Raw genomic sequence first — 21,990 nt, forward strand, 5'->3', positions numbered from 1 at the left:
CCAGGCAAACTCCTAACGCGCGGTCCAGCCGCCATCGACGACCAGTTCGGATCCGGTGCAGTAGCTGCTGTCGTCGCTGGCGAGGAACAAAGCCGCGCCGGCGATCTCGGACGATTCGGCCAGCCGCCCGTTCGGCGTCGCCTCCGACACCAGATCGACCAGATCCTGCACCTTTTCCGCCATTCCGAGCCGGACCCAATTCTCGAACCCGATTTCCAGCAGCGGCGTACGCACGAAGCCGGGATGGAGCGAATTGACCCGGATCGGCGTGCGTTTCGTGGCGAATTCGATCGCCACCGATTTGGTCAGCAGCCGCACCGCGCCCTTGCTGGCATTGTACGGCGCGGTATCGGCATAGCCGACCAGCCCCATGATCGAACTGACATTGACGATGCTCGATCCGTACGGCGTCGCCGCGCCGCTTTCCGTCATCAGCGGCGTACAGCTTTTGATGCCGAGGAAAACGCTGTCGGCATTGACCGACATCACCCGGCGCCACAGCGCGAAATCCATCGTCTCGATCGCGCCGGTGCCGTCGGTTCCGGCATTGTTGATCAGGATGTCGAGTTGCCCGTGGCGCGCGCGGATCGCCGCCACCGCCGCCTGCCACGCCGCCTCCTGCGTCACGTCCAGTTCGAGATAGGAGGCCGACGCGCCGAGCAGTGCGAGCTGGGCGACGGGGTCGTCCGCAGTGACAGGCGCGAGATCGGACAGGATGACCGCCGCGCCTTCCGCCAGAAAGCGTTCGGCGATCGCCAAGCCGATGCCGCGCAAGCTGCCGGTGACCAGCGCGACGCGCCCCGCGAGCCGGGTCATACGCCTTGCATCCCGGCGGTGGTCGCGCCGTCGATTACGTAATCGGAGCCGGAGATGAACGCCGCCTCGTCCGAGGCCAGGAACGCGACCAAAGCCGCGATCTCCGACACCATGGCCATGCGCTTGAGCGGTGCCATCCCCTCGAACTGGCCGCGCGCCGCGACCGGATCGGGCGCGCGATCGATCACGCCCCGGATCATGTCGGTTTCGACCACGCCGGGCAGGATCGCGTTGCAGCGGATCCGGTAGCCCTGATTGCCGCAATGCGTCGCGATCGATTTGGTCAGCGCGACAAGGGCGCTCTTGCTCACCGAATAGGTCATGAAATTGCCCATCGCCCGGTGCGCATTCATCGATGAATTGATGATGATCGATCCGGTCGGCCCTTCCGGATTGTGGCGCATGATGCCGATCGCCGCCTGCGCCGTCAGCATCGCGCCGGTCAGGTTGACGCCAAGGATGCGGTGCCAATTCTCCAGCGCGATCGTCTCGATGCTGCCGTCCCCGGCCTCGATCCCGGCATTGGCGAAGGCGATGTCGAGCCGGCCATGGGTTTTCGCGATCTCTGCGGCGAGCGTCTTCCACCCGGCCTCGTCCTCAACGCGGTGGGCGCGGAACACGGCACCCGTTTCGTCGCACAAGGCGGCGGCGGCCTCCGCATTCGATCCGGTGAAGACCACGTGCGCGCCGTCGGCGGCCAGCCGCCGCACCGCGCCGGCACCGATGCCCGACGTCCCCCCGGTCACCAATGCGACCTTGCCTTCCAGTTTTCCGGTCATGCGATCGACTCTCCTGATTTCGGGGATGGCAGCTTTCATAAGGCTGTGAACCTATGTTTTAAGCAAGGTGACGCGTCCGGTGCGCACGTCCATCCTCCGGCATTGGAGAGAATGATGCTCAAAGGTGTCGCATGACGATCGAACCGCTGCTGTCGCGCTATTCGGAAGGCTATGATCCGCCGGTGCGCGGCGACCCGATCACCGGCGATCGGTATTGGTCCGCCGACTATATGGCGCTGGAAAACAGGAATTTGTGGCCGCGCATCTGGCATCTCGGCGGGATGATCGCCGAGCTGGAGGAAGAGGGCGATTTCGTCTGCCATGATTTCGGCAAGGAATCGGTCATCATGGTCCGTCAAGCCGATGGCGGGATCAAGGCGTTCTACAACAGCTGCCGCCACCGCGGGAACCGGCTGGTCTTCACCGAAGTGGGCGGGGCGGATCGCATCACCTGCAGCTATCACGGCTGGCAATACAGCGCCGACGGGGTGTTGCGGCACGCGCAGGACGCCGACGATATCGTCGGCGGCAATCCGTGCGGCAAGTTGAAGCTGGTCGAGGTCCGTTGCGAAACCTGGGGGCCGTTCATCTTCTACACGATGGACCCCACCACGAAGCCACTGCTCGACTGGCTCGCGCCGATCCCCGAACGGCTGGCCAATTACGACATGCGCGATTGGGTGCGGGTGATGCATCTGTCGGCCGAGTGCCGCTTCAACTGGAAGATCATCCGCGACAATTTCAACGAATCCTATCACCTGCCGACGATCCATCCCGAACTGTCGACCTTCATCAACGACGGCCTGCCGGATACGGTGTTCGAGATGTACGAGGGCGGGCATAACGGCATGTGGATGAAGGGCCATCAGGCGACCGGGCGCGAACCCGCGTTCGACGAGGGCGACGTGCCGACCCCGCTCGATATGATCGCGCGTGCCTGGGGCCTCGATCCTGCGAAATATAAGGGGCGTACCAATCAGATCCGCACCGACATCGTCGCCGCCAAGCGCCGGCTGGGGCCGGAGCGCGGCTATCACCATTATGCGCAGATGAGCGATCAGGAGCTGGTGGATTATTACCATGTCACGCTCTTCCCCAACCTCACGCTGACGATGGCGCCGGAGGCGTGCCAGATGCTGCGCACCGAACCGCACCCGACCGATCCCGAACGCTGCGTGTTCCAGCATTGGTATCTGATGCCGAAGATTGCCGGGATGGCCGAAGTCGAGACCCCGATCGGCACGCTGCCGTTCAAATGGGCCGAGCATGTGCGATCGGTGCATGGCGACGGCGTGTCGCTGGGCGCGGTGGCGGACCAGGATCTGAGCATCGGCACCAGCCAGCAATTGGGACTGAATTCGCGCGGGTTCGTCGGCTGCACGCTGGCGCATCAGGAAAAGCGCATCCAGCGGTTCCACGAACTGCTCGACGATCACGTCTACGCGCGCGTTTGAAGGAGAGTCACCAGTGGCAGACCGCGACCCGAACCTGAGCGGATCGAACCGTTCGCCCGGCATTAGCTGGGAACAGTTGATGGACATAGACGGGCGCCCCGTGCCCGAATTCCTGCGTACCGAAAGCTACGAATATCGCGGATCGGATCCGATCCCCGCCAGCCGCTATACCAGCGCCGAATTCGCCGCCGAGGAAGCCGCGAAGCTGTGGCCGCACGTCTGGCAATTCGCCGCGCGCGAGGAAGATCTGCCCGAGGCGGGCGACTATATCGTCTATGAGAATGCCGGGCGGTCCTATCTCGTCAGCCGGCAGGAGGATGGCGGCGTCCGTGCCTTCCACAACGTCTGCCTCCACCGCGGCCGCAAGCTGCGCACCGCCGACGGCAGCGCGGACCAGTTCCAATGCCCGTTCCACGGCTTCACCTGGAACAAGGACGGCAGCTTCGCGCAGATGCCGTGCAAATGGGATTTCGCGCACCTGCGCGACGAGGATCTGTTGCTGCCCGAGGCTGAGGTCGGCCGCTGGGGCGGCTATATCTTCCTGCGCGAGACCCCCGGTGGTCCGACGCTCGAGGAATTCCTCGCGCCCCTGCCCGAGCATTTCAAGCGCTGGCGGCACGAGGAATGCACCACCGCCATCTGGGTCGGCAAGGTCGTGCCGGCCAATTGGAAGGTGACGATGGAGGCGTTCATGGAGGCGTGGCATACCGTCGTCACGCACCCGCAATTGCTCGCCTTCACCGGCGACTGCAATTCGGCCTATTGGACGTGGGGCGACAATGTGAACGTCAATCTGGTGCCGTTCGGCATCATGTCGCCGCACCTCGACGCAGAAGGGCGCGAGCAGCAATGGATCGTCGACGAATTCATCAAGTTCAACGGCCGTTCCGCCGAGAATTACGAGGCGGCGGGCGATCCCTTCGCGGTGAAGGTGCCCGACGGATCGACCGCGCGGCTCGCCTTGGGCGAGGCGATGCGCGAGAATTACAGCAAGATGTTCGGCCACGATCATAGCCAGGCGACCGATTCCGAACTGCTCGACGGCCTCGTCTACAACGTCTTCCCGAACTTCGCGCCATGGGGTGGGTTCATGCCCAACATCGTCTATCGCTGGCGGCCATGGGGCGATGTCGATCATTGCCTGATGGAGGTGCGCATTCTCACGCGCGTGCCGCCGGGCCAGCCGATCCCGCGTGGCGCGACGATGCGCTTCCTGAGCGATGACGAACCGTGGACTGCGTGCGCCGAGATCGGCGTGCTCGGCGATGTATTCGAACAGGATATGGAAAATCTGCCGTTCGTGCAGCAGGGGCTGAAGGCGTCGAAGACCGGGCAGGTCAATCTGGCCAATTATCAGGAAATCCGTCTGCGCCAGTTTCACCAGACGCTCGACAAATATCTGGCGGCGGAGCGATGAGCGAGGCAGCGCATCCGCCGCGGATCGATTGCGTCTTGATCTGCGGCGGCGTGTGGCACGACATGGATTTCGCGCGGCTGGAACTGCTCAAGCTGCTCGCCGAGGATCCCGCGGTGCGCACGCGCGTGTTCGAGGATTACGAGAATATCGCGGCGATCGAGGCCGCCGATATGATCGTCACCTACACTTGCGACGTCACCCCCTCGCTCAAGGCGCAGGAGGCGTTGCGCGCGTGGCTTGCCAGGGGTGGGCGCTGGTTTGCGCTGCACGGCACGAATTCGGTGCTGCGGCTGCTCGACGACGGATTGTGGGATGCGCCGCGCTGGGCACCGTTGATGATGGACCTGCTCGGATCGCAATTCCTGTCGCACCCGCCGATCGCGCCGTACCGCGTGACGGTGGCCGATCCGGCGCATCCGCTGGTCGCCGGCGTGGAGCCTTTCGACACCAATGACGAACTCTACCATCTCGAAAGGCACGGCGACCTTCACGTGCTGCTGGAAACGGTCTGTACCGAGCCGGGCACGGGGTTCGTCGAGGCGGCGGATGCGCCCGGCCCGCACCCCGTCTGCTACATCAAGCATCACGGCGCGGGCGCGGTACTGTACCTGACCTTGGGCCATTGCCGCGGCCATTACGATCTCCAGCCGATGCTCGACTGGTGGCCCAGCGTGGATCGCGGCGCGTGGGATCTGCCGGTCTTCTACACGCTGCTACGCCGCGGTCTCAACTGGCTCAACCCCTCTCAAGCAGCATAACGGTCCAGCGCGGCCAGCGGTCCTTCGGGGTAGCGCGACAGCATCACCAGCCGCTTGTGCGCCTGCCCGATGATCAGTTCGTCGGTCACGCCCATCGCACCGTGCAGCTGAATCATCTCATGGCCGAGAGCGACGCTGGCCTCCGCGATGAAGGCGCGCATGCCGGACAGCGCCCGCGTCGCGGCGGTGCCGTCGTCGGGATCGACCATCACCGCGAGGGTCAGCAGCGCGCGCGCCTGTTCCAGCGCAGCATATTGCGCGACCATGCGATGCTGCACGGCCTGGAAGCTGCCGAGCGGCGCACCGAATTGCTGGCGCGTGCGCAGATAGTCGCGCGTGGCGAAGAACATCGTCTCCATGATGCCGAGCGCCTCGGCCCCGCGCGCGATCGTCGCCAGTTCCTCCGCCGCAGCGAACGCGGCGACGCCATCGGTCAGACGATGGTCCTCCGGCACGAAGACATCGGAGAGCGTGAGTGCAACTCCCACCGAACCGTCGATCAGCCGGAAGCTGCTCGACGTCAGCCCGGGTGTCTGGGCCGGCACGAGGAAGAACGCGGTTTCGCCCGCGTTCATGGCGCTGACGATGAAGCCGTCCGCACCGCTCCCGCCCGGAACGAATGGCTCGCTGCCCCGAAGCATCCAGTCGCCAGCGTCGCCATGCCGGTGCGCGGTGACCCCGTCGTTGCGGTGCGCGACGACGAGGCGCTTTTCGCCGGACACGATCGCGTCGAGCCAAACGGCCCGCAAGGCAGGCGATGCGGCACGATCGAACAGCCCCCCCGCCAGCACCGCCGATTCCGCCAGCGGCTCGACGATGCAGGCGCGTCCCAGGGCCTCGAACACGATCGCCAGATCCGTGCGCCCCGCCCCCAGCCCCCCGCTGCCCACCGCGAATGCCGCGCCGACGATGCCCAGTTCGGACAGCAAGGCCCAGTTTGCGGCGGAAAAGCCGTCCCGCTCGTCGAGATAGGCGCGTCGCCGATCCGCATCGTAGCGATCGGCGACGAAGCGTTCCGCCACCGATTTGAGCATTTCCTGGTCTTCGGACAGATCAAAATCCACGAACCGCATCCACCCCTCGCGCCGGCCATTCCAGCGTCGACAATGGGTTAATCCCTTGTGTGCCGGTTCGGCTGCTAAGAAAAAGGCTAGGCGATTGTATCCTGAAACCCACCGGCGTAGGTTCGGGCGCAGGAGAGAGCCGGAAACCCGGCCTGCTGAAAGACAGATCATGCTCAACGTAGAAAACGTGGCTGCCGTACGCATCACCGGGCCGAGCGACGTTCGGCGCGCGGCCGAGGCGTTTCACGCCATCGTCATGGACGCGGCGGGCATGCGCGTCGCGCCGACGCAGAACATCGCCGAACGGACCACGCCGGTCGACATGGACGGGGCGATCCTCGCGCGCGACGTGTTCGGCTGGGAAGATACCGGCAAGGTGTGGTGGAAGAATGCCCGCATCGCGCTCGATTCGCCGATCACCAGCGCGTGCCGCTTCGAAAGCGAGCCGTTCTGGGTCAACAAGGATGGCTTTCGCACGCGCCAGCCCAATCACTATCTGACCGCGATCGACATGACGAATTTCGAACAGCGCGCGATGGCGCGCGCCGCGATCGTCGTGCCGGTCCATCTGCCGTTCGGGCAGATCGGCGCGGTCAGCTTCAACCCGACCGGCCCCGACCAGACCGATCTGTCCGAGGCGTTCGAAACCTATGGCGACGCCTTCGGCATGCTCGCCCGCACGTTCATCGGCAGCTATGTGCATGTCATGGGCAGCGCGCAGCGCCTTCCCTCGGGATCGCGCCTGTCGAAGCGCGAGGTCGAATGCCTGCGCTGGGCGGCGGTGGGCAAGACCGATCTCGAGATCAGCATGATCATGACGCGCAGCCGCGCCACCGTGCGGTTCCACATCCACAACGCCTCGATCAAGCTGGACGCAGTCAACCGCAGCCAGACCGTCTTCAAGGCCTCGCAACTCGGTTATATCGCGCTCAGCTGACGCGCGCCGTTTGGCGACCTAGCGTTTTAAGGAGTCCCGTTCGCCCCCGGAATACGGCTTAGTGGCCGTCAGGAGACGATGGTATGCGGGCAATCGCCGAAGGGCTGTTCACGGACGAAGCGATGCCGCGGCTGATCGGTGGCAAGCACCGTGACAGTGGCCGTATCGTCTTTCCGTGGCCACGCCACGACGAGGATTTCGAGGCGCATCCCTTGCGGCGGGACGGCACAATCTGGTCCTACACGATCCAGCGCTTCCGCCCGAAATCGCCGCCTTATGCCGGGCCGGCGGCGTTCAGCCCTTTCCCCATCGCCTATGTCGAACTGGCCGACGAAGTGATCGTCGAAGCTCGATTGACCGACGTCGCGATCGACGCGGTGCATATCGGCATGGCCGTTGAACTGACTCAGGTGCAGCTCGATCCCGAGGCAAAAGATCCGGTCGCCATTCCCGCCTTCCGCCCGGTCGGTGCCGAGGCGTGAGCGACGTCTGCATCATCGGCATCGGCATCCACCCGTTCGGCCGTACCGAGGGGGTAGCCGGCATCGATCAGGGCGTGTTCGCGGTACGCACCGCGCTGCGCGATGCCGGGCTGGAATGGCGCGACATGCAATTCGCCTATGGCGCGTCCGACGCGGCCGGTAACCCGGATACGATGGTCGATCGGCTCGGCCTGACCGGCCTCCAGTTCGTCAACGTCCGCAACGGCTGCGCGGCTGGCGGCTCCGCTCTGTTCGCGGCATCCAGCGCGATCAGATCGGGCGAATACGATATCGGGCTGGCCATCGGGTTCGACAAGCATCCACGTGGCGCGTTCGATGCGATGCCGGCCGAATATAATCTGCCCGATTGGTATGGCGAGGCGGGGTACATGGTCACCACGCAATTCTTCGCCTGCAAGATCGCACGCTACATGCACGATCACGGCATCGGCCGCGACACGCTGGGCCGCGTGTCGGTCAAGGCGTTCGCCAACGGCACGCATGCCCCGCACGCCTGGCGGCGCGAACCGGTCGATCTGGAGACCGTGCTGAGCGCCCCGATGGTGAGCGATCCCTATTCGAAATTCATGTTCTGCTCGCCCGCCGAGGGCGGCGTGGCCCTGATCCTGGCGAGCGAGGCGAAGGCGCGCGCGCTGGGCATCGCGCCGATCCGGCTGAAGGCGGCGGCGATGCGCACCCGCCCGCCCGGATCGTTCGAGGTATTCGCGCCGTCGATCGACATCGCGCGCGGCGGTACGGCGACGCGCACCGCCGCCACCGCCGCCTTCGCCCAGGCCGGGATCGGCCCGGAGGATATCGCCGTCGCGCAATTGCAGGATACCGAGGCAGGTGCCGAGATCATGCACATGGCCGAGAACGGATTTTGCGCGGACGGCGCGCAGGAGGAATGGCTGGCGAACGGCTGGTCCGCGATCGACGGCCGCCTGCCGGTCAACACCGATGGCGGATGCCTGGCCTGTGGCGAGCCGATCGGAGCCTCGGGGCTGCGTCAGGTGTATGAGAATGTCGTGCAACTGCGCGGCACGGGCGGCGCGCGGCAGGTGCCGGGCACCCCGCGTACCGCATATTCGCACGTCTATGGCGCACCGGGCGTTTCCGCCGTGACGATATTGGAACGCTGATGGATCTCGGCTTTTCCCCCGACGAGCGCGTCTTTCGCGATTCCGTCCGCGCGTTTCTCGCCGAAAACCTGCCCGATCACCTGCGCCAGGGCATGCACGCATCGCCCGGCGTGTTCGTGGAACCTGATATCGGGCAGGAATGGCAGGCGATCCTGCAGGCGCAGGGCTGGCTCGGCTATCAATGGCCCGTCGCTTACGGCGGCACCGGCTGGACGCCGGTCGAACGCTACATCTTCGAGAAGGAATGCGCGCTGGCCGGCGCGCCGGTGCTGACCGCGCTCAGCCTGAAACTGCTCGCCCCGGTCGTCTACACCTTCGGCACCGAAGAACAGAAGGCCCGCATTCTGCCGCGCGTGCTGTCCGGCGAGGATTATTATTGCCAGGGCTTTTCCGAACCCGGCTCCGGATCGGACCTCGCCAGCCTCCAGACGCGGGCGGTGCGCGACGGCGACGTCTACCGCGTCACCGGCAGCAAGATCTGGACGACGCATGCACACCACGCGAACCGCATCTTCTGTCTCGTCCGCACCGAACAAAGCGCGCGCAAACAGGCCGGGATCAGCTTCCTCCTGCTCGACATGGATCAGCCGGGGGTCAACGTACGGCCGATCTTGACGCTGGCCGGCGATCACGAGGTCAATCAGGTGTTCTTCGACGATGCCATCGCGCGCGTCGATGACCGCATCGGCGAGGAAGGCGACGGCTGGAAGATCGCCAAGTTCCTGCTCGAGAACGAACGCGGCGGATCGTGCCATGCACCCAAGCTGCTCGCCGATATCGACGCGGTGGCACTGGTCGCGCGCGGCAATGCGGCGGCGAATGGCGGCGAGGATGGTCATGCCAGCGACTGGCGGCGACGGATCGCGCGCATCCGGCTGGAGGTGCAGGCGCTGGAGATCATCGAACTGCGCATCCTCGACAACATCGCCAAGGGGCGTCCACCGGGGCCGCAGACCTCATTGGTCAAGCTGCTGTCGTCCAATCTGCGCAAGGCGATCGATCTCGCCTGGATGGACGTCTACGGCGATGCCGGGCTGATGCTGGAAACCCGTCGCCCGCTCTACGGCAATACCGCGCCCGCGCCGGTTGCCTCGCGCGATGCGCAGGTGGCGGCACCGCGCTATCTCAACAGCCTCGCCTGGACGATCTTCGGTGGCACCAACGAAGTGCAATCGACGATCATCGCCAAATCGGTGCTGGGATTATGATGCACGACAACAGGGACAGCCGGTTATGCAATTGAGCCGCGACGCATTGCTGCGCGCCTATCGCCAGATGAAGACGATCCGCGAATTCGAGGAACGGCTGCATACCGAGATCATGACCGGCGAGATCGCCGGCTTCACCCATCTGTACAGCGGACAGGAGGCCGTCGCGGTCGGCGTGTGCGAGCATCTCGACCATGACGACAAGATCGTCTCGACGCATCGCGGCCACGGCCATTGCATCGCCAAGGGTGTCGAGGTGAAGCCGATGATGAAGGAGATCTGGGGCAGCCGCGAGGGCACGTGCAAGGGCAAGGGCGGATCGATGCACATCGCCGATGTCGATGTCGGGATGCTGGGGGCCAACGGCATCGTCGGCGCGGGCTCGCCGATCGGGGTCGGCGCGGCGCTGTCGGCGAAGATCGACGGCAAGGGCAAGGTGGCGATCACGTTTTCCGGTGACGGCGCGTGCAACCAGGGCACCACGTTCGAGGCGATGAACATGGCGGTCGTTACCAAGGCACCGTGCATCTTCCTGTTCGAGAACAACAAATATTCCGAACATACCGGCTTCGAATATGCCGTCGGCACCGAACGCGACATCGCCAGCCGAGCACAGGCCTTCGGGATGAAGGTGTGGCGCGGCAACGGCGTCGATTTCTTCTCGGTCCACGATACGATGCGCGAGGTGCTGGACTATGTTCGCGCTGGCCACGGCCCGGCGGCGGTCGAGTTCGATACCGAACGGTTCTTCGGCCATTTCGAGGGCGATCCGCAACGCTATCGCGGCGAGGGCGAACTCGACCGGATCCGCGAGACGCGCGACGCGATCAAGATCTTCCGCCAGCGCACCACCGAGGCCGGGCTGCTCGACCATGCCGATCTCGATGCTGTGGACGCCGAGGTGCTGGCGCTGATCGACGAGGCGGTCGCCGAGGCACGGCTCGCCGACCGGCCGACCGCCGAGGACGTCCTGACCGACGTCTACATTTCCTATTGATCCGGGACCGACCGACATGGCCGATATGATGTACCGCGACGCGGTTCTGCAGACATTGTTCACCGAGATGGAGCGCGATCCAAACGTCGTGGTGCTGGGCGAGGATGTCGTCGGCGGCATGGGCACCGCCGGCGGGCCGGAAGCGATCGGCGGCATCTGGGGCACGTCCGGCGGGCTGTTCGGCAAATTCGGCAAGGACCGGGTGATCGACACGCCGATCTCCGAAAGCGCGATCGTCGGGGCCGCCGCCGGGCTGGCGCTGGCCGGCAAACGCCCGGTGGCCGAGATCATGTTCGCCGATTTCGTCGGCGTCTGCCTGGATCAATTGTGGAACCAGATCGGCAAGTTCCGCTACATGTTCGGCGGCAAGACCACCTGTCCTTTGGTCATCCGCTTCGCCTACGGTGCGGGGTTCAACGCCGCCGCACAGCACAGCCAGTCGGTCTATTCGATGCTCACCGCGCTGCCCGGCATCAAGGTGGTGACGCCCGCCACCCCGGCGGATGTGAAGGGCTTGCTGACCCAGGCGATCCGCGATGACGACCCGGTGATGTTCATGGAACACAAGGCCCTGTACGGCACCAGCGGCCCGGTGCCGGACGGCGAATATCTGATCCCGTTCGGCCATGCGCGCCTGTGCCGCGCGGGCCAGGACGTCACGATCGTCACCAACGGCCTGATGGTCGGCTTCTGCGAGGGCGTTGCCGATACGCTGGTCGCCGAGGGGATCGGTTGCGACGTGATCGACCTGCGCACGACCAGCCCGATGGACGAGGAGGCAATCCTCGATTCGATCGAGGTGACCGGGCGTCTGGTGGTGGTGGACGAAAGCCCGCCGCGCTGTTCTCTGGCGACGGATATCGCCGCCTTGGTCGCGTCGCGCGCGTTCGCCAGCCTGAAGGCACCGCCTGCGCTGGTCACCGCGCCGCACACCCCCATCCCGTTCGCGCGCGAGATGGAGAGCGCCTATCTCCCCTCGCCCGCCAAGATCGAGGCCGCGGTCCGCAAGACCCTGGCCTGGCGCTAGGGAAAGGCACGATCATGGCCAATGTCCGCGCCTTCACCATGCCCAAATGGGGCATCGAAATGACCGAGGGGACCGTCGCCGAATGGATGGTGCGCGAGGGTGAACCATTCACGCGCGGCACCACCTTGTGCCTGATCGAAACCGACAAGATCACCAACGATGTCGATGCCGAATTCGACAGCGTGCTGCACCGGATCGTCGGGCCGGTGGGGTCGGCGGTGGCGGTCGGCACGCTGATCGCGGTGTTCGGCGATGCCGATGCAACCGCCGCCGAGGTCGATGAGCTGATCGCCAATTTCCGCGCCGCCAACACCGCCGTCGCCGCCAAGGCCGCGCCGGTCGCGGTCGAGTCCCCTGCCCCTGCTGCCGCACCGCCCGCAACGCCCGAACCGCGACGCATCACCACCAACCGCCCGATCAGCCCGGAGGCGCTCAAGCTGGCCGAAACGCTGAACGTGGATCTGGATACCGTCCAGGGTTCCGGTCGCCACGGGCGCATTTCGTATCAGGACGTGCAGCAGGCCAGCCGCCCCGCCGCCGCGCCGACGCTGAAGGGTATGGCCGAACTGACGACCTTGCTCGAACGACATTATGCCTCCCCGCTCGCCAAGCGGCTGGCGGCGCTGCACGGCGTCGATCTGGCCGGCATCGTCGGCACCGGCCCACGCGGACGCATCTCCAAGGCGGACGTGCTGGCCTTGGTCCGCCCGCCCACCGCCGATGCGCCATTCGTCGCGGGCGACAATACGCCGACGATCGTGCCGATGGACAAGGTGCGCAAGGTCGTCGCGCGCCGCCTGACCCTGGCCAAGACGACGATTCCGCATTTCTACCTGCGGATGACCGTATCGGTCGATGCGCTGCTCGCCCTGCGCAAGACCGCCAATATGGTGCTGGGGACGAAGGCGTCGATCAACGACTATCTGGTGCGCGCCTGCGCGGTCGCGCTATCGCGGCACGCCGACGTCAATATCCAGGTTCATGACGAGACGATCCACCAGTTCGCCCATGCCGACATCGCGATCGCGGTGGCGACCGAGCGCGGCCTTGTCACGCCGATCGTCCGTTCCGCCGATCTGATGCGGATCGATCAGGTGGCCGGTGCCACCGCCGAGCTTATCGCGAAGGCGCAAGCCGGCCGGCTGGGCTTTGACGATCTGGAGGGCGGCACGTTCAGCATCTCCAACCTCGGCATGTTCGGGATCGAGCAGTTCGATGCGATCATCAATCCGCCGCAGGGCGCGATCCTGGCGGTCGGCGGCATCACGCGCGTCTGGGCGGAAGGCCCGGATGGCGCGGGGCGCTTCGAAAGCCGCATGGCGCTGAACCTGTCCTGCGACCACCGCGCGATCGACGGCGCGGCGGGCGCGCGCTTCATGGCGACGCTGAAAGGGCTGATCGAGGCACCGGAGGGCCTGTTCGCCTGACGCGCCGCACCCTCGCGGATCAGACGCCGGCAGGCTTCAACGCGCAGGCGGCGACGATCGTCGCCGGATCGAAATAATAGGGCCGGATCTCGCAGACCTTGTCGTCGCGAAAGCGGAACAACTCGGTGATCAGCGCCGGCTCCAGCGCGGGATCGGCAAAGGAGAAGGACAGGATCGTCACCGCGAAATCACCGCCTACCGTCACCTGCGCGATGTCCATTCCGGCGACCTGCATCATACCCATCACCTTGGCGTACAGCGTGCGCAGCGCGCTACGCCCGCGATACACGCCGGCAAAGGGCAGGCCCGGCGCTTCGGTTATGAAGAAATCGTCGGTCAGATATCGCTCCGCCGTATCGAAATCCCCGACGCCGGTCGCGGCGTATAAAGCGTGGACGATGGCGAGCTTTTCGGCATCCGTCGGCGGCATCGGACTCTCCTGATGATGATCGCCAGACCGTCGCGCCGTGCGCCCGCCGCCGCACCTAGTGCTTAGGCCAGTGCCACGCCGCCAACCCATTGCGGATAACGCGATCATGCCGCGCCACATCATCCTCGCCGAACGTCCGGCCGGCATCCCCACCGAACGCAATTTCCGGATCGAGGACCGGCCTTTGCCGGTGCTGGGCGAAGGCGATTTCCTCGTCGCGCCGCGCGTTTTTTCGGTCGATCCCGCGATCCGCGGTTTCCTCGACGATCGCCCGAGCTACCTGCCGCCGGTCGCGCTCGGCGCGCCGGTGGCGGGCATGTCGCTGGGCGAGGTGATCGAGTCGCGCGATGCGGACTACCCCGTGGGCTGCCTCGTCCGCGCACTCAGCACTTGGTCCGAAGGGATCGTGCTGCGTCGCGACGCGCTGGGGCTGGAGATTGTGCCGGCCACTCCCGGCGTCGCGCTGGAGCATCTGATGGGCGCGCTCGGCCCGGTCGGGCTGACGGCGTGGGTCGGCCTCGACACGATCGGCGCCGCAAAGCCGGGCGAAACCGTGCTGGTGAGCGCCGCGGCTGGCGCGACCGGCAGTTGCGCCGGGCAGATCGCGAAGTTGAGAGGATGCCGCGTGATCGGTCTGGTCGGGTCGGCGGCCAAGGCGGAGGCGATCCTCGCGCTCGGCTTCGATGCCGCGATCGACTATCGCGCGGCACCCGATCTGTCCGCCGCGATCCGCGCCGCCGCGCCCGAGGGCATCGACGTCTATTTCGACAATGTCGGTGGGCCGATGCTGGACGCGGTCCTGCCGCTGATGCGATTGCACGGTCGCGTCGTGGTGTGCGGCATGATCGACCAGTATAACGACGCGGATCACCCCTATGGCGTGACGACCTTGTGGCAATTGGTCGTCAACCGCGTGACGATGCGCGGCTTCCTGACCTATGATCACCCCGAGATGCTGCCGCGCGCGCAGGCGGAACTGAACGCCTGGGTCGCGGCGGGGAAGCTGGTACCGCTGACCAATCTGCATCACGGTTTCGAAGCGATACCGAATGCCTTTATCGACCTGATGTCCGGCCGCACGATCGGCAAGACGCTGGTCAAAATCTGATCCACAGGAGGGATTGCCATGATCTTGGTCGCCGGCACGATGACGATGGCTCCGCACGTCATCGACGATTTCGTCACCGACGTCGCCGCGATGCGCCCCAAGGTGCTGGCCGAGGACGGATGCCACCATTATTCGCTGCTGGTCGAGGACAAGGCGACCGGCCTCGTCAACGTGATGGAGCAATGGGATGATGAAGACGCACTGAAGGTGCATCTCGGCATGCCCTGGATCACCGAATTCTTCACCAAATATGTCGGCCACATGCAGGCATCGACGGTGCGCATCTGCGAGATCGCCGAAGAACGCCCGCTGCCGGGAATGTGACGATGGGAAAGATCAAGGGGGGCCGGATCGAGGGCAAGATCGCGTTGGTCACCGGCGGTGCCTCCGGGCTGGGCGAGGCGATCGTGCGCCGCTTCGCCGACGAGGGCGCGGCATTGGTGATCGCCGATATCGACGTGGCGTCCGGCACCGCGCTGGCCGCGGAACTGGGCGCGCGCTTCGTGAAGCTCGACGTGTCGATCGAACAGGACTGGATCGATGCGCTGGCGACGTGCGACCGGATCGACATCCTGGTCAACAATGCCGGCATCACCACGCACGGATCGATCGAGGATCTGACGCTCGCGCAGTTCCGGCATGAATTCGACGTCGACGTGGTCGGCGTGTTCCTCGGCAGCAAGCTCGTCATCCCGCACATGAAGCGCCGCGCGGACGGCAGCGGCGGCGGATCGGTGATCAACATGTCGTCCATGTGCGGCGTGAAAGCGCAGGCCGATCTCGCCGGATACAATGCCGCCAAGGCGGCCGTGACGCACCTGAGCAAGTCGATCGCGCTGCATTACGCCAAATCCGGCTACGGCATGCGCTGCAACTCGGTCCATCCCGGCGCGATCCACACTCCGATCCTGGACAAGGTGATGGCGCAGGTCGCCGACGGTCAGGCGCTGTACGACGGCTGGGTCGCGGGCCACCCGATCGGCCGGCTGGGCAAGCCCGAGGAGATTGCGGCAATGGCGCTGTACCTCGCCTCGGACGAGGCCGCCTTTACCACCGGCGCGGAATTCCGGGTCGACGGGGGATCGTCGCTGTGACGCAAGACAGCCCCGTCTTCACGCCCGTGATCGCCGCATCCGACTTCCCGGACGACGGCAAGCTCGCTCGCAAGATCGGCGGCTGGCACGTGCTGGTCGCGCAGGTCGATGGCGCCTTTCACGCGTTCAACGATCGCTGCCCGCATGCCGCCGCGATGCTGTCCGGCGGGCGCGTGCGGCGCGGCGCGGTGATGTGCCCGCTGCACGGCGCGCGCTTCGATTTGACCAACGGCGCGTGCCTCGGCGGCGCGTATCCGGCGCTGCGCAGCTTTCCGTGCCGCGTGACCGACGGGCAGATCGAGGTCGCCGTGCCCGATGCCGCGCCCGGCATGGAAGATTTGCCGATCGTACCGCGCTGAGAATGAAGGAGACCGACATGCTGTTTTCAGGACCGGCGGAGGACCGCCTGGCGATCCGCGAATTGCTCGAAGCCTATGCCGATGCCGTGACGCGCTGCGACACCGGCGACTGGGGCGCGTTATGGGCCGAGGACGGGGTGTGGAGCCTGCCCGATTATCCCGAATATCCCGATACGCATGGCAAGGCGGCGATCGTCGCGATGTGGACCGAGGCGATGAAGGCCTATCCCGGCATCATGTTTCAGGCCTGGCCCGGATCGATCGTCGTGGAGGGCGACAGCGCGATCGTGCGCAGCTGGACGTCGGAAGTGTATGATCAGGCTGGCAAGGTGCATCGCGACCGGGGCCGGTACGAGGATGTCTGCGTGAAGGTGGCGGGCCGCTGGCTGTTCCAGTCGCGCAGTTTCCGCAACATCCACCGTCAGCAGGTCTGAGCCCCGCCCGCTACATCGCGATCAACCCGCCATCGACGGTGAATTCCGCGCCGGTGATGTAACGCGCCTCGTCCGAGGCGAGGAACAGGTTCATGTTGGCGATGTCCAAAGGTTCGCCCATCCGGCCCATCGGCACTGCGGCGTTCAGGATGTCGTATTGCTCGGGATTGTCCTTCAGCGCCAGGATCTGCATGTTCGTCATAATCATGCCGGGATGCACGGTGTTGACGCGGATCTGGTCGCGCGCGGTTTCCAGCGCGACCGATTTGGAAAAGGCGCGCACGCCGCCCTTGCTGGCGGAATAAGCGGCGCAACCCGGTACGCCGACGATCCCGGCGACCGACGACAGGTTGATGATCGATCCGCCCCGCCCGGCGCGGCGCATCTCGCGCACCGCGCGCACCGTGCCGTGGAACACGCTGTTCAGGTTGACGTCGTTCTGCTTGAGCCACTCCGCCGTGGTCACCGTATCCATCATGCGCAGGATGGCGATGCCGGCATTGTTGACGACGATGTCGATCCCGCCATGCGCGGCGACGATCGCGGCCATCACCCGATCCCAATCCGCCTCGTCCGTCACGTCGTGCGCCATCGCGGTCGCTTGCCCGCCCGCGTCGCGGATGCCCTGCGCCACCGCTTCGGCGGCGGCCGTATCAAGGTCGGTCAGGACGACCGCCGCCCCTTCCTGCGCGAAGCGTCGCGCCGTTTCGCTGCCCAGGCCCGGCACCGATCCGCCGCCCGTCACCAACGCGATCTTGCCGGTCAATCTGCCCATCGTCATGCCCTCGAAATTGCGGGCGACGAACGGATGTCCGTTCGCCGCCCAGGAGTTCACCTCGGGAGGAGGATCAGAATTCGAAGCCGAGCGTCACGCCGCCGGCGCGCGGCTCGCGCGCCGAGGCGAAGGACCAGAGCCCGGCGACGGTGAAGGCGGCCGTCGTGCCGCGATCGTCGGTCAGGTTGCGGCCCCACACTGTCGCCTTCACCTTGTACCCGTTCAGGTCGAAGCTCGACGTCAGGCTGGCATCGACCAGATTCTGTGGCTTGGTACGAACGCGCGGGTCGTTGCCGTTCACGATCACCGGACCGGTCGTCAGGTTGCCCGTCAGCGGCCCGAGCGAGATCTGCTGGTCGTACGAGCTGATGTGGCGGATGCCGGCGTTGAACGTCACCTTCGCCGCCTCGATCGGCAGGACATATTCCACATTGCCCGATAGCGATGCCTTCGGGCTGTAGATCGGGCTGTTCAGCGAATAATCGAACGGCAGGATCGTCGCGCCGATCGTGTTGCCCGCGACGAAGTTCTTGAACTTGCTATCGAGGAAGCCTGCAGAAGCGCGCAGCGTCAGCCCCTTGGCCGGCCGTGCGGTGAGATCCGCCTCGATCCCCTTGATGTTGGCGCTGCCGACGTTCGAGGTGATCGTCTGGTTGCCGGTCGGGCCACCGGGGATCGTCGTGTTCTGCTGCAGATTCTTGTACTTGGATACGAAGCCCGCAAGATTGAGGAACAGCTTGCGATCGAGCAACGTCAGCTTCGTGCCGACTTCGTAGGAATCGACATTCTCCGGCTGATAGGGCGTTCCGGCGGTCGCGGCGGTCGCGGCCCGCGACGAGAACCCGCCCGATCGATATCCGCGCGACCAGGATGCGTAGATCATCGCGTCCTCGTTCGGGCGATAATCCAGGCCGACCTTGGGCGTGAACTTGCGGAACGTCGCTGCGCCGTTGCCGACCGGGCCGCTCGTCAGGAAGGCATTGGTCAGCTTCTTGCGATCGATCGTATAGCGTCCGCCGAACGAGAGGCGGAATTTGTCGGCGAACTTCCAGTCGAAATCGCCGAACACCGCATAGGATTTGGTCGATCCGGTGACGATCTGCGGATTGGTATCGAACGTATACGGCGCGATCGTCGGGTTGAAGGCGAACAGCCGCGTCGCCTGGCCGAGGGTGTATTTCGATTCGAAATAATAGCCGCCGACGACATAATCGAACGTGTCGGTGAACTTGCCCGCAGCGCGCAATTCCTGGCTGAACTGATGATATTTCTGGCGACGATCGACATAATAGAGATCGGCCGACGATCCGTCGAAATCCTGCGTCTGCGCTTCGGTGGATTTGCGGTAGCCGGTGATCGACGTCAGCTTCACCGCGCCCAGAGTGGCGTTCATTTCCAGCGTGGCGGCGGGCGCGCTGTATTTCGAGGCCGCCGGGCTGGTGAAGACGGTGTACAGGTCGGTCGTCTGGTTGCGATTGCATTCGTTGGCGGGTTCGAACGAACAGAACAATTCACCGGTCTTGGCGATGTTCGAATTGACCACGTCGGCGGACTGGACCTGCTTTTCCAGCGTCAACAAGGCATCGAATGTGCTGCTCGGCGTAAACAGCAAGGATGCGCCGAAATTCTGATTGGTGCCGCCGCCCCGCGCCTTGCCGGTAAAGGCATCGTGGTAAAAGCCATCACTCTTCGTACGGAAATAGAACCCTTTGAGCGCCAGCGTATCGCCAAGCGGCACGTTCACCACGGCGCGCGCCGACAGGGTGTTGAAGCTGCCATAGCTGAGTTCGGCCTTCACGCCGAGCTTGCCCGTCGGGCGCGACCGCTGGATGTTGATGACGCCGCCGATCGTGTTACGGCCGAAGAGGGTCCCCTGCGGTCCGCGCAACACCTCGATCTGGGCGATGTCGAAGAAGTCGAGATATTGGCCTGTGCTGGTGCCGATGAACACCCCGTCCACAACCACGCCGACCGTCGGCTCCTGCGACTTTTCGATATCGGCATAGGTCAGCCCGCGAATGGCCAGGTTCGCCGCCGCCGCACCGGAATTCTGCTGCGTGATGAGCAGATTGGGAGCCGTGCCCTGCAAATCGCCGAGATTGACGGTGGCCTTGCCCTCCAGCTGCGCGGTGGTGATCGCGGTGATCGCGATCGGGGTCGTTTGCAGCGTTTCGTCGCGGCGGCGGGCCGTAACGATGATGTCGGTGCTCTTCGCCTCTTCGGCCGGCTGGGCCGCCGCGGCGGAGGCATCCTGGGCATGAGCCGGTGCGGCGAATGCTATTGCGGTCGATGCCGACACGGTGACCAACAATGCCCTGGCGATAGATGCTTTCATGATTCCCTCCCCGATCGCCGATCGATGCCGACAGATGGTTATGCCACGCCTTGCCGACGTTGTGCTTCGAGGCGAAACTAGGGTCTTTGCGGATGCTGCGAACTCCCACTTGTCACAGGTGCAGCGATACGGGTGCGCGGCGAAGGTTCTGGAATTGGTCCCGGGGAGAGGCTTAGTGACGTTGAATCGCCAGTTTTTACTTGTCCGGCGCCCCGATGGCACCCCGGCCGCATCCGACTTCACCCTATCCGAAACACCAGTGCCGGATCCCGCTCCGGGCTCGTTCGTCGTGCATAATCACTTCGCCTCACTCGATCCGGCGCAGCGTGGCTGGATGGACGACGCACCGAGCTACATGCTGCCGATCCCGCTCGGCAACCCGGTGATGGCGACCACGATCGGCCGGGTCCACGCCTCCGCCAATCCCGATTTCGCGATCGGCGACTGGGTGATGGGGCTGAACGCGATCGAGGACTATTCCGTCGTCGCGCCGGGCGGTTTCACCAGCAAGATCGACGTCTCGCAGCTCGACAGCCCCACGCGTTTCCTGTCGAGCATGGGCGCGGTCGGCCTGACGGCCTATTTCGGCGTGACCGAGGGCCTGAAGCCCAAGGCTGGCGAAACGCTGCTGGTCAGCGGCGCGGCAGGCGCGGTCGGCTCGATCGTCGGGCAATTGGGCAAGATCCACGGCTGCCGCGTGATCGGCATCGCTGGCGGAGCGGCCAAATGCGCGCGGTTGACTGGGGATTACGGCTTCGACGTCGCGATCGACTATCGCGGCAAGAGCGCCGAGGATCTGTCGCTGGCGATCGCGGCGGCGGCGCCGGACGGCGTGGACATGATCTTCGAGAATGTCGGCGGCGACGTGCTCGATGCCGGGCTGATGAACCTCGCGATGCACGCGCGTATACTGCTTTGTGGCCTGATCAGCGAATATAACAGCGACAGCGGCAAGGTTGGCGCGCGCAACATCTGGCAATTGATCGTGAAGCGCGCGACGATGCGCGGGTTCCTGATTTCCGATTACGTTCCGCGCTTTACCGAGGGCGGCGCACAGATGGCCGCCTGGGCGGCGACGGGCGAAATCCGCGTGGACGAACACATCGAACATGGCATCGAAAATGCCTACCCCGCCTTCATGAAACTCTTCACCGGCCAAAATGAGGGCAAGTTGATCCTGAAGTTAGCCTGAATCCCCGGCACGGGCGCGCCATCCTCGCCCTCGCGGCCAGCGTACATTCTGACAGAGTCGGCGGGCAACAAGTCGGTCGGGTTGGCAATGGATGGTCGCTGGCCTATCGAATGGACGATGTCTTCCACACCGATCGAAGTCCCCAAGAAACGCCGCAAGCGGGGCCGCGACGAGGCGCGGGGCGAGGCGCTGACCGCCGCGCGCATCCTGTTGCTGCGCGACGGGCCGAGCGCCGTCACCGTCGCCAATGTCGGCCGCGATATCGGCATGTCGCACACCAACGTGATTCACCATTTCGGATCGGCGGCGGGGCTGCAATCGGCGCTGATGGGATCGATGATCGCCGATCTGACGACCGCGCTGGAGGCCGCCGCCACCCGCATTCGCGAGGATGCGACCGCACCGCGCGCGCTGGTCGATACCGTGTTCGACGCCTTTGCCGAGGGCGGGGCCGGGCAACTGGCGGCGTGGATCGCGCTGGCCCGTGATTTCGAACATCTCGAACCGGTGCGCGATGCCGTGCAGTCGGTCGTCTCCGTCCTGGTCGCGTCGATCGCGAAAACCAGCCCCGACGGGAAGGCCGCGGCAACGATCGAACCGCGCGTCAAGGCAGCGGTGCTGATGGTCGCCACTTTGGCCTTCGGCGATGCGGTGATCGGCCCGCATCTGCGCGCGATGCTGGAGTGCGGCGAGGACGAGATGCGCGGCGTTACCGCTGGGCTGTTGCCCCTGCTCTTTCCCTGGACGTGACGCCC

General features: G+C 65.3%; 23 protein-coding genes. 17 read left to right on the forward strand and 6 right to left on the reverse strand.

What is annotated here, in order from left to right:
- Window positions 1-12: 12 nt before the first annotated feature.
- Both U1738_RS09790 and U1738_RS09795 read right to left on the reverse strand, forming a co-directional pair.
- Window positions 13-816 carry an SDR family NAD(P)-dependent oxidoreductase gene (locus tag U1738_RS09790; RefSeq protein WP_332788863.1) on the reverse strand — a complete coding sequence of 268 codons (804 nt, stop codon included), beginning with the start codon at window positions 814-816 and terminating at the stop codon, window positions 13-15.
- Window positions 813-1,595 (reverse strand): SDR family NAD(P)-dependent oxidoreductase, encoded by a 783-nt coding sequence (locus U1738_RS09795; RefSeq protein WP_332788864.1) that lies wholly within the window; start codon window positions 1,593-1,595, stop codon window positions 813-815. The genes U1738_RS09790 and U1738_RS09795 overlap by 4 nt, the downstream gene beginning before the upstream one ends.
- A gap of 131 nt (window positions 1,596-1,726) precedes the next feature.
- Between U1738_RS09795 and U1738_RS09800 the strand changes: the two genes are divergently transcribed.
- The 3 genes from U1738_RS09800 to U1738_RS09810 are packed head-to-tail and all read left to right on the forward strand — an operon-like array spanning window position 1,727 to window position 5,224.
- Window positions 1,727-3,049, forward strand: a complete 1,323-nt coding sequence (locus U1738_RS09800; protein WP_332788865.1) for an aromatic ring-hydroxylating oxygenase subunit alpha — start codon at window positions 1,727-1,729, stop codon at window positions 3,047-3,049.
- Window positions 3,050-3,062: 13 nt separating this feature from the next.
- Complete coding sequence (locus tag U1738_RS09805) at window positions 3,063-4,466, forward strand: aromatic ring-hydroxylating oxygenase subunit alpha (RefSeq protein WP_332788866.1); 1,404 nt, start codon at window positions 3,063-3,065, stop codon at window positions 4,464-4,466.
- On the forward strand, window positions 4,463-5,224 hold the full coding sequence (locus U1738_RS09810; RefSeq protein WP_332788867.1) for a ThuA domain-containing protein: 762 nt from the start codon (window positions 4,463-4,465) through the stop codon (window positions 5,222-5,224). Before U1738_RS09805 ends, U1738_RS09810 begins: the two co-directional genes overlap by 4 nt.
- Here U1738_RS09810 and U1738_RS09815 read toward each other — a convergent pair.
- Window positions 5,212-6,297 (reverse strand): acyl-CoA dehydrogenase family protein, encoded by a 1,086-nt coding sequence (locus U1738_RS09815; protein ID WP_332788868.1) that lies wholly within the window; start codon window positions 6,295-6,297, stop codon window positions 5,212-5,214. The genes U1738_RS09810 and U1738_RS09815 overlap by 13 nt on opposite strands.
- Window positions 6,298-6,457: 160 nt before the next feature.
- Here U1738_RS09815 and U1738_RS09820 point away from each other — a divergent pair, with 160 nt between their 5' ends.
- From U1738_RS09820 to U1738_RS09850, 7 genes are all read left to right on the forward strand, one after another.
- The gene (locus tag U1738_RS09820) at window positions 6,458-7,225 is read left to right on the forward strand and encodes a helix-turn-helix transcriptional regulator (RefSeq protein ID WP_332788869.1); all 768 of its coding nucleotides are present in this window, start codon (window positions 6,458-6,460) and stop codon (window positions 7,223-7,225) included.
- Between the two features lie 83 nt (window positions 7,226-7,308).
- On the forward strand, window positions 7,309-7,707 hold the full coding sequence (locus U1738_RS09825) for a Zn-ribbon domain-containing OB-fold protein (protein ID WP_332788870.1): 399 nt from the start codon (window positions 7,309-7,311) through the stop codon (window positions 7,705-7,707).
- On the forward strand, window positions 7,704-8,849 hold the full coding sequence (locus tag U1738_RS09830; protein WP_332788871.1) for a thiolase family protein: 1,146 nt from the start codon (window positions 7,704-7,706) through the stop codon (window positions 8,847-8,849). The genes U1738_RS09825 and U1738_RS09830 overlap by 4 nt, the downstream gene beginning before the upstream one ends.
- Window positions 8,849-10,057 carry an acyl-CoA dehydrogenase family protein gene (locus U1738_RS09835; RefSeq protein ID WP_332788872.1) on the forward strand — a complete coding sequence of 403 codons (1,209 nt, stop codon included), beginning with the start codon at window positions 8,849-8,851 and terminating at the stop codon, window positions 10,055-10,057. Before U1738_RS09830 ends, U1738_RS09835 begins: the two co-directional genes overlap by 1 nt.
- A 25-nt stretch (window positions 10,058-10,082) precedes the next feature.
- A complete protein-coding gene (locus U1738_RS09840) occupies window positions 10,083-11,054 on the forward strand; it encodes a thiamine pyrophosphate-dependent dehydrogenase E1 component subunit alpha (protein WP_332788873.1) in 972 nt (323 codons plus the stop codon).
- 16 nt (window positions 11,055-11,070) lie between these two features.
- Window positions 11,071-12,081, forward strand: a complete 1,011-nt coding sequence (locus U1738_RS09845) for an alpha-ketoacid dehydrogenase subunit beta (protein WP_332788874.1) — start codon at window positions 11,071-11,073, stop codon at window positions 12,079-12,081.
- Window positions 12,082-12,095: 14 nt separating this feature from the next.
- Window positions 12,096-13,508 carry a dihydrolipoamide acetyltransferase family protein gene (locus U1738_RS09850; protein ID WP_332788875.1) on the forward strand — a complete coding sequence of 471 codons (1,413 nt, stop codon included), beginning with the start codon at window positions 12,096-12,098 and terminating at the stop codon, window positions 13,506-13,508.
- 19 nt (window positions 13,509-13,527) lie between these two features.
- Here U1738_RS09850 and U1738_RS09855 read toward each other — a convergent pair whose 3' ends face one another.
- Complete coding sequence (locus tag U1738_RS09855; protein ID WP_332788876.1) at window positions 13,528-13,938, reverse strand: nuclear transport factor 2 family protein; 411 nt, start codon at window positions 13,936-13,938, stop codon at window positions 13,528-13,530.
- 106 nt (window positions 13,939-14,044) lie between these two features.
- On the opposite strand from U1738_RS09855, the gene U1738_RS09860 reads away from it, so the two are divergent.
- From U1738_RS09860 to U1738_RS09880, 5 genes are read left to right on the forward strand one after another with little or no spacing between them, the layout of a single operon-like run.
- A complete protein-coding gene (locus U1738_RS09860) occupies window positions 14,045-15,046 on the forward strand; it encodes an NADP-dependent oxidoreductase (protein ID WP_332788877.1) in 1,002 nt (333 codons plus the stop codon).
- Between the two features lie 18 nt (window positions 15,047-15,064).
- Window positions 15,065-15,370 (forward strand): putative quinol monooxygenase, encoded by a 306-nt coding sequence (locus U1738_RS09865; protein WP_332788878.1) that lies wholly within the window; start codon window positions 15,065-15,067, stop codon window positions 15,368-15,370.
- 2 nt (window positions 15,371-15,372) lie between these two features.
- Complete coding sequence (locus tag U1738_RS09870; RefSeq protein WP_332788879.1) at window positions 15,373-16,140, forward strand: SDR family oxidoreductase; 768 nt, start codon at window positions 15,373-15,375, stop codon at window positions 16,138-16,140.
- Entirely contained in the window at window positions 16,137-16,499 is a 363-nt protein-coding gene (locus U1738_RS09875) for a Rieske (2Fe-2S) protein (RefSeq protein WP_332788880.1), read from the forward strand. The genes U1738_RS09870 and U1738_RS09875 overlap by 4 nt, the downstream gene beginning before the upstream one ends.
- Before the next feature lie 17 nt (window positions 16,500-16,516).
- Window positions 16,517-16,933 (forward strand): nuclear transport factor 2 family protein, encoded by a 417-nt coding sequence (locus U1738_RS09880; protein WP_332788881.1) that lies wholly within the window; start codon window positions 16,517-16,519, stop codon window positions 16,931-16,933.
- Between the two features lie 10 nt (window positions 16,934-16,943).
- Here the strand turns inward: U1738_RS09880 and U1738_RS09885 are convergent, their stop codons facing one another.
- Together U1738_RS09885 and U1738_RS09890 are read right to left on the reverse strand one after the other, a co-directional pair.
- Entirely contained in the window at window positions 16,944-17,708 is a 765-nt protein-coding gene (locus U1738_RS09885; RefSeq protein ID WP_332788907.1) for an SDR family NAD(P)-dependent oxidoreductase, read from the reverse strand.
- Between the two features lie 73 nt (window positions 17,709-17,781).
- A complete protein-coding gene (locus tag U1738_RS09890; RefSeq protein WP_332788882.1) occupies window positions 17,782-20,043 on the reverse strand; it encodes a TonB-dependent receptor in 2,262 nt (753 codons plus the stop codon).
- Window positions 20,044-20,218: 175 nt separating this feature from the next.
- Between U1738_RS09890 and U1738_RS09895 the strand changes: the two genes are divergently transcribed.
- Both U1738_RS09895 and U1738_RS09900 read left to right on the forward strand, forming a co-directional pair.
- Window positions 20,219-21,235, forward strand: a complete 1,017-nt coding sequence (locus tag U1738_RS09895; RefSeq protein WP_332788883.1) for an NADP-dependent oxidoreductase — start codon at window positions 20,219-20,221, stop codon at window positions 21,233-21,235.
- A 117-nt stretch (window positions 21,236-21,352) separates the two neighbouring features.
- The gene (locus U1738_RS09900) at window positions 21,353-21,985 is read left to right on the forward strand and encodes a TetR/AcrR family transcriptional regulator (RefSeq protein WP_332788884.1); all 633 of its coding nucleotides are present in this window, start codon (window positions 21,353-21,355) and stop codon (window positions 21,983-21,985) included.
- The last annotated feature ends 5 nt before the right edge of the window (window positions 21,986-21,990 follow it).

It is taken from the genome of Parasphingomonas caseinilytica, assembly GCF_036663755.1.
In the GTDB taxonomy this organism is placed as follows: Bacteria; Pseudomonadota; Alphaproteobacteria; order Sphingomonadales; family Sphingomonadaceae; genus Sphingomonas.

Coding starts and splice junctions, on each gene's coding strand:
- U1738_RS09820 (WP_332788869.1), top strand. CDS start 6,458: ATGCTCAACGTAGAAAACGTGGCTGCCGTACGCATCACCGGGCCGAGC.
- U1738_RS09855 (WP_332788876.1), bottom strand. CDS start 13,938: ATGCCGCCGACGGATGCCGAAAAGCTCGCCATCGTCCACGCTTTATAC.
- U1738_RS09900 (WP_332788884.1), top strand. CDS start 21,353: ATGTCTTCCACACCGATCGAAGTCCCCAAGAAACGCCGCAAGCGGGGC.
- U1738_RS09850 (WP_332788875.1), top strand. CDS start 12,096: ATGGCCAATGTCCGCGCCTTCACCATGCCCAAATGGGGCATCGAAATG.
- U1738_RS09810 (WP_332788867.1), top strand. CDS start 4,463: ATGAGCGAGGCAGCGCATCCGCCGCGGATCGATTGCGTCTTGATCTGC.
- U1738_RS09815 (WP_332788868.1), bottom strand. CDS start 6,297: ATGCGGTTCGTGGATTTTGATCTGTCCGAAGACCAGGAAATGCTCAAA.
- U1738_RS09865 (WP_332788878.1), top strand. CDS start 15,065: ATGATCTTGGTCGCCGGCACGATGACGATGGCTCCGCACGTCATCGAC.
- U1738_RS09885 (WP_332788907.1), bottom strand. CDS start 17,708: ATGGGCAGATTGACCGGCAAGATCGCGTTGGTGACGGGCGGCGGATCG.
- U1738_RS09825 (WP_332788870.1), top strand. CDS start 7,309: ATGCGGGCAATCGCCGAAGGGCTGTTCACGGACGAAGCGATGCCGCGG.
- U1738_RS09790 (WP_332788863.1), bottom strand. CDS start 816: ATGACCCGGCTCGCGGGGCGCGTCGCGCTGGTCACCGGCAGCTTGCGC.
- U1738_RS09840 (WP_332788873.1), top strand. CDS start 10,083: ATGCAATTGAGCCGCGACGCATTGCTGCGCGCCTATCGCCAGATGAAG.
- U1738_RS09880 (WP_332788881.1), top strand. CDS start 16,517: ATGCTGTTTTCAGGACCGGCGGAGGACCGCCTGGCGATCCGCGAATTG.
- U1738_RS09870 (WP_332788879.1), top strand. CDS start 15,373: ATGGGAAAGATCAAGGGGGGCCGGATCGAGGGCAAGATCGCGTTGGTC.
- U1738_RS09795 (WP_332788864.1), bottom strand. CDS start 1,595: ATGACCGGAAAACTGGAAGGCAAGGTCGCATTGGTGACCGGGGGGACG.
- U1738_RS09890 (WP_332788882.1), bottom strand. CDS start 20,043: ATGAAAGCATCTATCGCCAGGGCATTGTTGGTCACCGTGTCGGCATCG.
- U1738_RS09860 (WP_332788877.1), top strand. CDS start 14,045: ATGCCGCGCCACATCATCCTCGCCGAACGTCCGGCCGGCATCCCCACC.
- U1738_RS09835 (WP_332788872.1), top strand. CDS start 8,849: ATGGATCTCGGCTTTTCCCCCGACGAGCGCGTCTTTCGCGATTCCGTC.
- U1738_RS09845 (WP_332788874.1), top strand. CDS start 11,071: ATGGCCGATATGATGTACCGCGACGCGGTTCTGCAGACATTGTTCACC.
- U1738_RS09800 (WP_332788865.1), top strand. CDS start 1,727: ATGACGATCGAACCGCTGCTGTCGCGCTATTCGGAAGGCTATGATCCG.